The following is a 13,732-nucleotide window of genomic DNA, read 5'->3' as shown; positions in this document are numbered from 1 at the left end:
CAACACAACAAAGCGAACCCTACTCATGAGCATCTTGTACGAAGAGCGTCTTGATGGCGCTTTACCCGATGTCGACCAAACATCGGTACTGATGGCACTGCGTGAGCATGTCCCCGGACTCGAGATCCTGCATACCGATGAGGAGATCACTCCTTACGAGTGTGACGGGTTGAGCGCGTATCGCACGCGTCCATTACTGGTTGTTCTGCCTAAGCAGATAGAACAGGTGGCGGCGATTCTGGCTGTCTGCCACCGTCTGCGTGTGCCGGTGGTGACTCGTGGCGCGGGCACCGGGCTTTCTGGCGGCGCGTTGCCGCTGGAAAAAGGCGTGTTGTTAGTGATGGCGCGCTTTAAAGAGATCCTCGATATAAACCCCGTCGGTCGCCGTGCGCGCGTGCAACCGGGCGTGCGTAATCTGGCTATCTCCCAGGCCGTAGCGCCGCATAATCTCTATTACGCGCCGGACCCTTCTTCACAAATCGCCTGTTCCATTGGCGGCAATGTGGCGGAAAATGCCGGTGGCGTTCACTGTCTGAAATATGGGCTTACCGTACATAACCTGCTGAAAATTGAAGTGCAAACGCTGGACGGAGAGACGCTGACACTGGGATCGGACGCGCTGGATTCGCCGGGTTTTGACCTGCTGGCGCTGTTTACTGGATCAGAAGGTATGCTCGGCGTGACCACCGAAGTGACGGTAAAACTGCTGCCGAAGCCCCCCGTGGCACGGGTTCTGTTAGCCAGCTTTGACTCGGTAGAAAAAGCCGGACTCGCCGTCGGTGACATCATCGCCAATGGCATTATCCCTGGTGGGCTGGAGATGATGGATAACCTGTCGATTCGCGCGGCAGAAGATTTTATTCATGCCGGTTATCCCGTTGATGCCGAAGCGATTTTATTGTGCGAGCTGGACGGCGTGGAGTCTGACGTACAGGAAGATTGTGAACGGGTTAACGACATCTTACGGAAAGCGGGCGCGACTGACGTCCGTCTGGCGCAGGACGAAGCGGAGCGTGTGCGTTTCTGGGCCGGTCGTAAAAACGCCTTTCCGGCGGTGGGGCGCATCTCTCCCGATTACTACTGCATGGACGGCACCATCCCACGCCGCGCGCTGCCTGGCGTACTGGAAGGCATTGCTCGTTTATCGCAGCAATATGATTTACGCGTCGCCAACGTCTTTCATGCCGGAGACGGTAACATGCACCCGTTAATCCTTTTCGATGCCAATGAACCCGGCGAATTTGCCCGCGCGGAAGCGCTGGGTGGGAAGATCCTCGAACTCTGCGTGGAAGTGGGCGGCAGCATCAGTGGGGAGCATGGCATTGGGCGCGAAAAAATCAATCAAATGTGCGCCCAGTTCAACAGCGATGAAATCACGACCTTCCATGCGGTCAAGGCGGCATTTGACCCCGATGGTTTGCTGAACCCTGGAAAAAACATTCCCACGCTACACCGCTGCGCTGAATTTGGTGCCATGCACGTGCACCACGGTCATTTACCTTTCCCTGAACTGGAGCGTTTCTGATGCTACGTGAGTGTGATTACAGCCAGGCGCTGCTGGAACAGGTGAATCAGGCGATTAGTAATAAAACGCCGCTGGTGATTCAGGGAAGCAATAGCAAAGCCTTTTTAGGTCGCCCTGTCACCGGGCAAACGCTGGATGTGCGTTGTCATCGCGGCATTGTGAATTACGACCCGACCGAGTTGGTGATCACCGCTCGTGCCGGAACGCCGCTGATGGCGATTGAAGCGGCTCTGGAAAGTGCGGGGCAAATGCTGCCCTGCGAGCCACCGTATTATGGTGAAGAAGCCACCTGGGGCGGCATGGTCGCTTGCGGTCTGGCGGGGCCGCGTCGACCGTGGAGCGGTTCGGTACGCGATTTTGTCCTCGGTACGCGCATTATTACCGGCAGTGGAAAACATCTGCGTTTTGGTGGCGAAGTGATGAAAAACGTTGCCGGATACGATCTCTCACGGCTAATGGCCGGAAGCTATGGCTGTCTTGGCGTACTTACTGAAATCTCAATGAAAGTGTTGCCTCGACCGCGCGCCACTATCAGCCTGCGCCGGGAAATCAGCCTGCAAGAAGCCATGAACGAAATCGCCCAGTGGCAACTCCAGCCATTACCCATTAGCGGTTTATGTTACTTCGACAACGGCTTGTGGCTCCGCCTTGAAGGCGGTGAAGGCTCGGTAAAAGCGGCGCGTGAACTGCTGGGGGGCGAAGAGGTTGCGGGTCAGTTCTGGCAGCAATTGCGTGAACAACAACTGCCATTCTTCTCGTTACCAGGGACTTTGTGGCGCATTTCATTACCCACCGATGCACCGATGATGGATTTACCCGGCGAGCAACTGATCGACTGGGGGGGCGCGTTACGCTGGCTGAAATCGACAGCCGATGACAATCAAATCCACCGTATCGCCCGCAACGCTGGTGGTCACGCAACTCGCTTTAGTCCAGGTGATGGCAGTTTTGCTCCGTTGCCTGCCCCTTTATTCCGCTATCACCAGCAGCTTAAACAGCAGCTCGACCCTTGCGGTGTGTTTAACCCCGGTCGCATGTACGCGGAACTTTAAGGAGCAGACTATGCAAACCCGGTTAACCGAAGAGATGCGCCAGAATACGCGGGCGCTGGAAGCTGACAGCATTCTGCGCGCCTGTGTGCACTGCGGATTTTGTACCGCAACCTGCCCGACCTATCAGCTCCTGGGTGATGAACTGGACGGGCCGCGTGGGCGCATCTATCTGATTAAACAGGTGCTGGAAGGTAACGAAGTTACACTTAAAACGCAGGAGCATCTCGATCGCTGTCTCACGTGCCGCAACTGTGAAACCACCTGTCCTTCTGGTGTGCGCTATCACACTCTGTTGGATATCGGGCGTGATATCGTCGAGCAAAAAGTGAAACGTCCACTGCCGGATCGAATGCTACGCGAAGGGCTGCGTCAGGTAGTGCCGCGCCCGGCGGTCTTCCGTGCGCTGACGCAAGTAGGCCTGGTGCTACGACCGTTTTTGCCAGAGCAGATTAGAGCAAAACTCCCCGCCGGGATCGTGAAAGCCAAACCGCGTCCGCCGTTGCGTCATAAGCGTCGGGTTTTAATGCTGGAAGGTTGCGTCCAGCCTACGCTTTCGCCCAACACCAACGCGGCAACCGCGCGGGTGCTGGATCGTCTGGGGATCAGCGTCATGCCAGCTAACGAAGCAGGCTGTTGTGGCGCGGTGGACTATCATCTTAATGCGCAAGAGAAAGGGTTAGCGCGCGCGCGAAATAATATTGATGCCTGGTGGCCGGCGATTGAAGCAGGTGCCGAGGCAATTTTGCAAACCGCCAGCGGCTGTGGGGCATTCGTTAAAGAGTATGGGCAGATGCTGAAAAACGATGCGTTGTATGCCGATAAAGCGCGTCAGGTCAGCGAACTGGCGGTTGATTTAGTCGAGCTTTTGCGTGAGGAGCCGCTGGAAAAGCTGGCGATTCGCGGCGATAAAAAACTGGCCTTCCACTGTCCGTGTACCCTGCAACATGCGCAAAAACTGAATGGCGAAGTAGAAAAAGTGTTACTGCGGCTGGGATTTACCTTAACCGACGTTCCCGACAGCCATCTGTGCTGCGGTTCGGCGGGAACTTATGCGTTAACGCATCCCGATCTGGCGCGCCAGTTGCGGGATAACAAAATGAATGCGCTGGAAAGCGGCAAACCGGAAATGATCGTTACCGCCAACATTGGTTGCCAGACGCATCTGGCGAGCGCCGGTCGTACCTCTGTGCGTCACTGGATTGAAATTGTAGAACAAGCCCTTGAAAAGGAATAACAAAATGAAAACTAAAGTCATTCTTAGCCAGCAAATGGCGAGTACAATTATTGCCGCAGGTCAGGAAGAGGCGCAGAAAAATAACTGGTCCGTTTCCATTGCTGTTGCCGATGACGGCGGTCATCTGCTGGCGTTAAGTCGTATGGATGATTGCGCGCCGATTGCGGCCTACATCTCCCAGGAGAAAGCGCGTACCGCCGCGCTGGGGCGCCGCGAAACTAAGGGCTATGAAGAGATGGTGAACAACGGACGTACGGCGTTTGTGACGGCACCGTTACTGACGTCGCTGGAAGGCGGCGTACCGGTTGTTGTTGATGGGCAGATTATTGGCGCTGTGGGTGTGTCTGGTTTAACCGGGGCACAGGATGCGCAGGTCGCGAAAGCGGCAGCAGCGGTATTGGCGAAATAAGCGAAAACGAGGAGATTAACAATGAGTGAAACCATAACGCAGGGCCGTTTACGCATTGACGCCAACTTTAAACGTTTTGTTGATGAAGAAGTTTTACCCGGAACAGGGCTGGACTCTGCGGCGTTCTGGCACAATTTTGATGATATTGTTCACGATCTGTCGCCAGAGAATCGTCAGTTACTGGCAGAGCGCGATCGCATTCAGGCGGCGCTCGACGAATGGCATCGCAGCAATCCGGGGCCGGTAAAAGATAAAGCAGCCTATAAATCTTTCCTGCGTGAACTGGGCTACCTGGTGCCGCAACCGGGCCATGTGACGGTGGAAACCACCGGCATCGACAGCGAAATCACCAACCAGGCGGGGCCGCAACTGGTGGTTCCGGCAATGAACGCCCGCTACGCGTTGAATGCGGCGAACGCTCGCTGGGGTTCACTGTACGATGCGCTATACGGCAGCGACATCATCCCGCAGGAAGGGGCGATGGTCAGCGGCTACGATCCGCAGCGTGGTGCGCAGGTTATCGCCTGGGTTCGCCGCTTCCTCGATGAATCACTACCGCTGGAAAACGGCAGCTATCAGGATGTGGTGGCGTTTAAGGTGGTCGACAAACAATTACGTATTCTGTTGAAAAATGGCTCAGAAACCACGTTGCGTACCCCGGCACAGTTTGTCGGCTACCGTGGCGATGCTGCTGCACCGACCTGCATTTTGCTGAAAAATAACGGTCTGCATATCGAACTGCAAATCGATGCCAACGGACGGATTGGCAAAGACGATCCGGCGCATATCAACGACGTTATCGTCGAAGCCGCCATCAGTACCATTCTCGATTGTGAAGACTCGGTCGCTGCGGTTGATGCTGAAGATAAAATCCTGCTGTACCGCAATCTGTTGGGGCTGATGCAGGGCACTCTGCAAGAGAAAATGGAGAAAAACGGTCGGCAAATCGTGCGTAAACTGAATGACGATCGTCAGTACACCGCCGCCGATGGTTCTGAAATTTCTTTGCACGGGCGCTCGCTGCTGTTTATCCGCAACGTGGGGCATTTGATGACTATCCCCGTAATTTGGGACAGCGAAGGCAATGAAATTCCGGAAGGTATTCTTGATGGCGTCATGACAGGCGCGATTGCCCTCTACGACTTAAAAGTGCAGAAAAACTCGCGTACTGGCAGCGTCTATATTGTGAAACCGAAAATGCACGGTCCGCAGGAAGTGGCGTTTGCCAACAAACTGTTTACCCGCGTTGAGACCATGCTTGGTATGGAACCAAATACCCTGAAAATGGGCATTATGGATGAAGAACGCCGGACCTCGCTGAACTTGCGTAGTTGTATCGCCCAGGCACGCAACCGCGTGGCGTTCATCAACACCGGCTTCCTCGACCGTACTGGTGATGAGATGCATTCGGTGATGGAAGCGGGCCCGATGTTGCGTAAAAACCAGATGAAATCGACACCGTGGATCAAAGCCTACGAGCGCAATAACGTGCTTTCCGGCCTGTTTTGTGGGCTGCGCGGTAAAGCGCAAATCGGTAAAGGGATGTGGGCAATGCCAGATCTGATGGCAGACATGTACAGCCAAAAGGGCGATCAGTTACGTGCCGGGGCGAACACGGCCTGGGTTCCGTCACCGACCGCAGCCACGTTGCATGCGTTGCACTATCACCAAACCAACGTACAGAGCGTGCAAGCCAACATTGCCAACACAGAGTTCAATGCAGAATTTGAGCCTCTGCTGGACGATCTGCTGACCATTCCGGTTGCTGAAAACGCAAACTGGTCGGCACAAGAGATCCAACAAGAGCTGGATAACAACGTGCAGGGGATTCTGGGTTATGTGGTGCGTTGGGTAGAGCAGGGGATTGGTTGTTCAAAAGTGCCGGATATCCACAACGTGGCGCTGATGGAAGACCGTGCAACGCTGCGCATCTCCAGCCAACATATCGCCAACTGGTTACGTCACGGTATTCTGACCAAAGAACAGGTGCAGGCGTCGCTGGAGAATATGGCGAAAGTGGTTGATCAGCAAAACGCTGGCGATCCGGCGTATCGTCCGATGGTGGGGAATTTTGCTAACTCGTGTGCGTTTAAAGCCGCCAGCGATTTAATCTTCCTCGGTGTGAAACAGCCAAACGGTTATACCGAACCGTTATTACATGCCTGGCGTTTACGCGAAAAAGAAAGTCATTAATAGCAATAGCAAAAGCCCCGGCAAGTTTTACCGCTGGGGCTATTATAGTTACTGCGGTAGTTCATTTATCCCGGAAATAACCGGAGCGATTATCAGGGTTTAATAAAATTAAATACCCGTAGCGCATCATTAGCGGGTTAAAACAACAATATGGACATCTTAACGATACTCTGCGCCTGTAGGTGCGGAACAGAACCCCTTACCCGATATACTTGTTATGCCTGAGGTAGCAATTGCGTTAGCGGCGTGCTGTTGCTGTAAAGTATAACGCCTATATTTTACAGTTCAGTCCTCTTTTGCTTATTACAACCTTAAGCATATCAAGCATATAAAGATAATAAGAGACTGAACAATATGGTTACCTGGACCCAAATGTATATGCCGATGGGAGGGCTGGGGCTATCCGCTCTGGTTGCCCTGATCCCGATAATATTCTTCTTCGTTGCGCTTGCGATATTACGTCTGAAAGGGCATGTCGCCGGAGCAATAACCCTTATATTATCGATATTGATTGCGATATTCGCCTTTAAAATGCCGATTGATATGGCATTTGCTGCTGCGGGATATGGTTTTATTTATGGTTTATGGCCAATCGCCTGGATTATTGTCGCGGCGGTATTTCTCTATAAATTAACCGTTGCCAGCGGCCAGTTTGATATTATCCGCAGCTCGGTTATCTCCATCACCGACGATCAACGTTTGCAGGTGTTGCTGATTGGCTTCTCTTTTGGCGCACTGTTAGAAGGAGCTGCGGGCTTTGGCGCGCCGGTGGCGATTACTGGCGCGCTGCTGGTGGGACTGGGCTTTAAACCGTTATACGCGGCGGGGCTGTGTCTGATTGCCAACACCGCGCCGGTGGCGTTTGGTGCGTTGGGCGTGCCTATTCTGGTTGCCGGTCAGGTGACTGGCATCGATCCGTTCGACATTGGCGCAATGGCGGGACGTCAGTTGCCGTTCCTGTCGGTACTGGTGCCGTTCTGGCTGGTGGCGATGATGGACGGCTGGAAAGGGGTGAAAGAGACATGGCCAGCGGCGCTGGTGGCGGGTGGTAGCTTCGCAGTTACCCAGTTCTTTACCTCTAACTACATTGGCCCGGAACTGCCGGATATTACTTCGGCGCTGGTGAGTATCGTCTCACTCTCTTTATTCCTCAAAGTCTGGCGGCCGAAAAATACCGAAACGGCAATCAGCATGGGGCAATCCGCAGGTGCGATGGTGGTGAATAAACCGTCTTCTGGCGGCCCAGTACCGTCAGAATACAGCCTTGGGCAAATCATTCGTGCGTGGTCACCGTTTTTAATCTTAACGGTGCTGGTCACCATCTGGACCATGAAGCCGTTTAAAGCGTTATTCGCTCCGGGCGGCGCGTTTTATTCGCTGGTGATTAACTTCCAGATCCCCCATTTGCATCAACAGGTACTGAAAGCGGCACCCATTGTCGCCCAACCGACGCCAATGGATGCGGTGTTTAAATTTGATCCACTCTCCGCTGGCGGAACTGCGATTTTTATCGCGGCAATTATCTCTATCTTCATTCTTGGTGTCGGGATCAAGAAAGGTATTGGCGTTTTCGCAGAAACGCTAATTAGCCTGAAGTGGCCGATATTGTCGATTGGCATGGTGCTGGCATTTGCCTTCGTGACCAACTATTCCGGCATGTCCACTACGCTGGCGCTGGTACTGGCGGGTACTGGCGTGATGTTCCCGTTCTTCTCGCCGTTCCTTGGTTGGCTGGGGGTATTCCTTACCGGCTCTGACACATCCTCGAACGCCCTGTTTGGTTCACTGCAATCAACCACCGCGCAGCAAATCAACGTCTCGGACACTCTGCTGGTGGCAGCAAATACCAGCGGCGGCGTGACCGGCAAGATGATCTCCCCGCAATCTATCGCCGTGGCCTGCGCCGCGACGGGCATGGTGGGCAGAGAATCTGAATTGTTCCGTTACACCGTGAAGCACAGTCTGATCTTTGCCAGCGTTATTGGCATTATCACGCTGCTGCAGGCATATGTGTTTACCGGAATGTTGGTTTCGTAATTCAATAGAGCCGGATGGCTGTAAATATCATCCGGCTTTTTTCATATCTGTTTCGTTATTCCGGCTAAACAATAGCAAGATCATTTCTCTATTTATTATCATCAGATCAATAATGTTTGATGATTAGATAACCCGGTAAATAATTAATGGCGTGAAAATCTGTGTTTTTTTACCACGCAAAACAAGCTGTATTAATTGTGTTCGCTTGATGAGCAAGTAGCGTGCTATCTGTTGCTTTTGCAATCGCAATCGTTAAAACTATCAATGACTTGAGATAGTAATATTGTGAATAATTGTTACTTTTTTGTTTGTTAAAAATTTTTATAAATCACCCCTCTGACATCGTATAGGGGATATTCCTATAAATTTTATCTATTTCGTTATCAATAATGCAGATTTCTTAAGAATGGAGGTCATTTTTAGAGAAGGTAAAACATAAAACTATTTCCACAGTTACGAATTTTTTAACTTTGTTTTGTCACTTGCGTTATTAATGAATAAGAAATTTAAATATAAGAAATCGCTTTTAGCGGCTATTTTAAGCGCAACCCTGTTAGCCGGTTGTGATGGCGGTGGTTCAGGCTCGTCCTCCGATACTCCGCCTGTAGATTCTGGAACAGGGGCTTTGCCGGAAGTGAAACCTGATCCAACACCAAACCCGGAACCGACGCCTGAGCCGACGCCGGACCCAGAACCTACGCCGGATCCAACACCTGATCCTGAGCCGACACCAGAACCAGAGCCAGAACCTGTTCCCACGAAAACGGGTTATCTGACCCTGGGCGGAAGCCAGCGGGTAACTGGTGCTACCTGTAATGGTGAATCCAGCGATGGCTTTACTTTTACACCTGGCAACACCGTGAGTTGTGTGGTTGGTAGTACGACCATTGCAACTTTCAACACCCAGTCAGAAGCTGCGCGTAGCCTGCGTGCGGTTGACAAAGTGTCGTTTAGCCTCGAGGACGCGCAGGAGCTGGCGGATTCTGAAAATGAGAAAACCAACGCTATCTCTCTGTTAACTTCCAGCGACAGTTGCCCGGCGGATGCAGAACAACTTTGTCTGACCTTCTCGTCAGTGGTCGATCGCGCACGCTTTGAAAAACTGTATAAGCAAATCGATCTGGCACCGGAAGAATTCAAAAAGCTGGTAAATGAGGAAGTGGAAAACAATGTCGCGACCGATAAAGCGCCATCCACCCATACCTCACCGGTCGTGCCCGTCACGACAGAGGGAACAACGCCGGATCTGAACGCCAAATTTGTGTCAGCTAATGCGGAACAGTTTTATCAGTATCAACCTACTGAAATTATTCTCTCCGAAGGCCGCCTGGTGGATAGCCAGGGATATGGTGTTGCTGGTGTTGACTACTACACCAATTCAGGCCGTGGTGTGACAGGGGAAAATGGTGAATTTTCCTTTAGCTGGGGCGAAACCATCTCCTTTGGTATCGATACCTTTGAACTTGGCTCAGTACGCGGCAACAAGTCGACCATTGCGCTGACTGAACTGGGTGATGAAGTTCGCGGCGCGAATGTCGATCAACTGATTCATCGCTATTCGACGACCGGGCAAAATAATACCCGTGTTGTTCCGGACGATGTACGCAAGGTCTTTGCTGAATATCCCAACGTGATTAACGAGATTATCAATCTCTCGTTATCCAATGGCGCGACGCTGGATGAAGGCGATCAAACCGTTGTGCAGCCAAACGAATTTATCGAGCAGTTTAAGACGGGACAGGCCAAAGAGATCGATACCGCGATTTGTGGCAAAACCAACAATTGCAACTCTGCTCGCTGGTTCTCGCTGACGACACGCAATGTTAATGACGGTCAGATTCAGGGCGTTATCAACAAACTGTGGGGTGTGGATACGAACTACCAATCTGTCAGCAAGTTCCATGTATTCCATGACTCCACCAACTTCTATGGCAGCACCGGTAATGCGCGCGGTCAGGCGGTGGTGAATATCTCCAACGCGGCCTTCCCGATTCTGATGGCGCGTAATGATAAAAACTACTGGCTGGCCTTTGGTGAAAAACGCGCCTGGGATAAAAACGAGCTGGCGTACATTACTGAAGCGCCTTCTCTTGTTGTGCCGGAAAACGTGACGCGCGATACCGCGACCTTCAACCTGCCGTTTATTTCGCTGGGGCAAGTCGGTGATGGCAAGCTGATGGTTATCGGTAACCCGCACTACAACAGCATTTTGCGTTGCCCTAATGGTTACAGTTGGGCCGGTGGTGTCAATGATAAAGGTGAGTGTACGCTCAGCGGTGATTCAGATGATATGAAGCACTTCATGCAGAACGTACTGCGCTACCTGTCAAACGACATCTGGCAGCCGAATACCAAGAGCACAATGACCGTGGGTACGAACCTGGAAAACGTTTATTTCAAACGTCATGGCCAGGTCACTGGGAACAGTGCTCCATTTGGCTTCCATCCGGATTTTGCAGGTATTTCTGTTAAACATTTGACCAGCTATGGCGATCTGAATCCGGAAGAAGTTCCGTTGCTGATCCTCAACGGTTTTGAATATGTGACTCAGTGGTCTGGCGATCCCTATGCAGTGCCTCTGCGTGCAGATACCAGCAAACCGAAGCTGACTCAGCAGGATGTGACCGATCTGATCGCCTATCTGAACAAAGGCGGCTCAGTGCTGATCATGGAAAACGTGATGAGCAATCTTAAGGAAGAGAGCGCGTCTGGCTTTGTGCGTCTGTTGGATGCCGCGGGTCTGTCAATGGCTCTGAACAAATCGGTGGTGAACAACGATCCGCAGGGTTATCCGGATCGCGTACGCCAACAGCGCGAAAAAGGTATCTGGGTCTATGAACGTTATCCGTTTGTCGATGGAAAACCGCCGTATACCATTGATGAAACAACGAAAGAAGTTATCTGGAAATACCAGCAAGACAACAAACCTGATGACAAGCCGAAACTGGAAGTGGCCAGTTGGCTGGAAGATGTCGATGGCGAACAGGTCAAGCGCTATGCCTTTATCGATGAGGCGGAGTTTAAAACAAAAGAGTCTCTGGAGGCGGCAAAGGCAAAAATCTTTGAAAAGTTTCCTGGATTACAGGAGTGTAAGGACTCGACATATCACTATGAGGTCAACTGCCTGGAATATCGTCCTGGTACGGGTGTTCCTGTGACGGGGACAATGTATGTTCCGCAGTATACGCAACTGAATCTTGACGCCGACACTGCGAAAGCGATGGTGCAGGCTGCGGATTTAGGCACCAACATTCAGCGCCTGTATCAACATGAGCTTTATTTCCGTACTAAAGGCAGTAAAGGCGAACGTCTGAACAGCGTCGATCTGGAACGTCTGTACCAGAACATGTCGGTCTGGCTGTGGAATGAAATTGAATATAGCTATGACAGCAGCAAGGATGACGAGCTGGGCTTTAAAACGTTCACCGAGTTCCTGAACTGCTACGCCAACAATGCCTATGCTGGCGGCACGCAGTGTTCTGATGAGCTGAAAAAATCGCTGATCGATAACAAGATGATCTACGGTGAAAGTAGCGGCAAAGCGGGCATGATGAACCCGAGCTATCCGCTCAACTATATGGAAAAACCGCTGACACGCCTGATGCTGGGGCGTTCCTGGTGGGATCTGAACATCAAAGTTGATGTCGAGAAGTATCCGGGAGCGGTATCGGCAGCGGGGCAGGAGGTTACTGAAAGCATCAGCCTGTACTCGAATCCGACCAAATGGTTTGCGGGTAACATGCAGTCTACTGGCCTGTGGGCTCCGGCTCAGAAAGAGGTCACTATTAAGTCCAATGCGGACGTTCCTGTGACTGTCACCGTGGCGCTGGCTGACGACCTGACCGGACGTGAGAAGCATGAAGTTGCTCTGAACCGTCCGCCAAAAGTGACGAAAACCTATGATCTGGATGCTCAAGGCACGGTGACCTTCAAGGTGCCTTACGGTGGTCTGATTTATATCAAGGGCAACAGCTCAAAGAATGAGTCAGCCAACTTCACCTTTACTGGCGTGGTAAAAGCACCGTTCTATAAAGATGGTAAGTGGCAACACGAGCTGAACTCCCCTGCGCCGCTAGGCGAGCTGGAGTCTGCGTCGTTCGTCTATACCACGCCGAAGAAGAACCTGAATGCCAGCAATTTCACGGGTGGCGTAAAACAATTCGCTAAGGAACTGGATACCTTTGCCAGCTCAATGAATGACTTCTACGGACGTGATGGCGAAAACGGTAAGCACCGGATGTTTACCTTTGAAAACTTGCCGGGTCACAAACACCGTTTCACCAACGATGTGCAGATCTCCATCGGTGATGCGCACTCTGGTTATCCGGTAATGAACAGCAGCTTCTCGACGAACAGCACCACGCTGCCGACGACGCCGCTGAACGACTGGCTGATCTGGCATGAAGTAGGGCATAACGCCGCAGAAACACCGCTGACTGTACCGGGCGCAACTGAAGTGGCGAACAACGTGCTGGCGCTGTACATGCAGGATCGCTATCTCGGCAAGATGAACCGTGTCGCTGAAGATATTACCGTCGCGCCGGAATATCTGGACGAGAGCAACGGTCAGGCATGGGCGCGCGGCGGTGCGGGTGACCGTCTGCTGATGTACGCACAACTGAAGGAATGGGCAGAGAAAAACTTTGATATCAAGAAATGGTATCCAGAGGGTACTCCTCTGCCAGAGTTCTACAGCGAGCGTGAAGGGATGAAAGGCTGGAACCTGTTCCAGTTGATGCATCGTAAAGCACGCGGCGATGATGTCAGCAATGACAAGTTTGGCGGCATAAATTACTGTGCCGAATCCAACGGTAACGCTGCCGACACGCTGATGCTGTGCGCCTCCTGGGTAGCCCAGACGGATCTTTCGGAGTTCTTTAAGAAATGGAATCCGGGCGCGAATGCTTACCAGCTTCCGGGGGCGAGCGAGATGAGCTTCGAAGGCGGAGTGAGCCAGTCGGCTTACAACACGCTCGCGGCGATGCACCTGTCGAAACCGGAAAAAGGGCCGGAAACCATTAATAAGGTTACCGAGTATTCGATGCCAGCCGAATAAGCCTGTAGGCCGGATAAGGCGTTCACGCCGCATCCGGCATGAAATAAGGCGCACCGGGTCAACATATATGCCCGATGCGCCAGCTTATCGGGCCTGGAGGGAAGAAGCCGCGATTACTTGCGTTGGCAGACGCCTGTAGGCCGGATAAGGCGTTCACGCCGCATCCGGCATGAAATAAGGCGCACCGGGTCAACATATATGCCCGATGCGCCAGCTTATCGGGCCT

General features: G+C 52.4%; 7 protein-coding genes. All 7 read left to right on the top strand.

What is annotated here, in order from left to right; all coding sequences use genetic code 11:
* Window positions 1–25 precede the first annotated feature (25 nt).
* The 7 genes from glcD to sslE all read left to right on the top strand — a co-directional run bounded on the left by glcD (window position 26) and on the right by sslE (window position 13,506).
* Window positions 26–1,525, top strand: a complete 1,500-nt coding sequence (glcD, locus tag C0K55_RS02850; RefSeq protein WP_000026086.1) for a glycolate oxidase subunit GlcD — start codon at window positions 26–28, stop codon at window positions 1,523–1,525.
* Window positions 1,525–2,577, top strand: coding sequence for a glycolate oxidase subunit GlcE (glcE, locus tag C0K55_RS02845; RefSeq protein ID WP_000943105.1), 1,053 nt, complete (start codon window positions 1,525–1,527; stop codon window positions 2,575–2,577). Before glcD ends, glcE begins: the two co-directional genes overlap by 1 nt.
* A 10-nt stretch (window positions 2,578–2,587) precedes the next feature.
* Window positions 2,588–3,811 (top strand): glycolate oxidase subunit GlcF, encoded by a 1,224-nt coding sequence (glcF, locus tag C0K55_RS02840; protein WP_085449275.1) that lies wholly within the window; start codon window positions 2,588–2,590, stop codon window positions 3,809–3,811.
* A 4-nt stretch (window positions 3,812–3,815) separates the two neighbouring features.
* Window positions 3,816–4,220 carry a GlcG family protein gene (locus C0K55_RS02835; protein ID WP_105266948.1) on the top strand — a complete coding sequence of 135 codons (405 nt, stop codon included), beginning with the start codon at window positions 3,816–3,818 and terminating at the stop codon, window positions 4,218–4,220.
* A 21-nt stretch (window positions 4,221–4,241) separates the two neighbouring features.
* Window positions 4,242–6,413: a malate synthase G gene (glcB, locus tag C0K55_RS02830; protein WP_105266947.1), complete on the top strand. Its 2,172-nt coding sequence runs from the start codon at window positions 4,242–4,244 to the stop codon at window positions 6,411–6,413.
* A gap of 354 nt (window positions 6,414–6,767) precedes the next feature.
* Window positions 6,768–8,450, top strand: a complete 1,683-nt coding sequence (glcA, locus tag C0K55_RS02825) for a glycolate permease GlcA (protein ID WP_000259271.1) — start codon at window positions 6,768–6,770, stop codon at window positions 8,448–8,450.
* Between the two features lie 493 nt (window positions 8,451–8,943).
* Window positions 8,944–13,506, top strand: a complete 4,563-nt coding sequence (sslE, locus tag C0K55_RS02815; RefSeq protein WP_105266835.1) for a lipoprotein metalloprotease SslE — start codon at window positions 8,944–8,946, stop codon at window positions 13,504–13,506.
* The last annotated feature ends 226 nt before the right edge of the window (window positions 13,507–13,732 follow it).

Source organism: Escherichia sp. MOD1-EC6098 (assembly GCF_002965865.1).
Classification (GTDB): domain Bacteria; phylum Pseudomonadota; class Gammaproteobacteria; order Enterobacterales; family Enterobacteriaceae; genus Escherichia; species Escherichia marmotae.
This window is presented reverse-complemented; position numbering and strand designations above follow the sequence as displayed.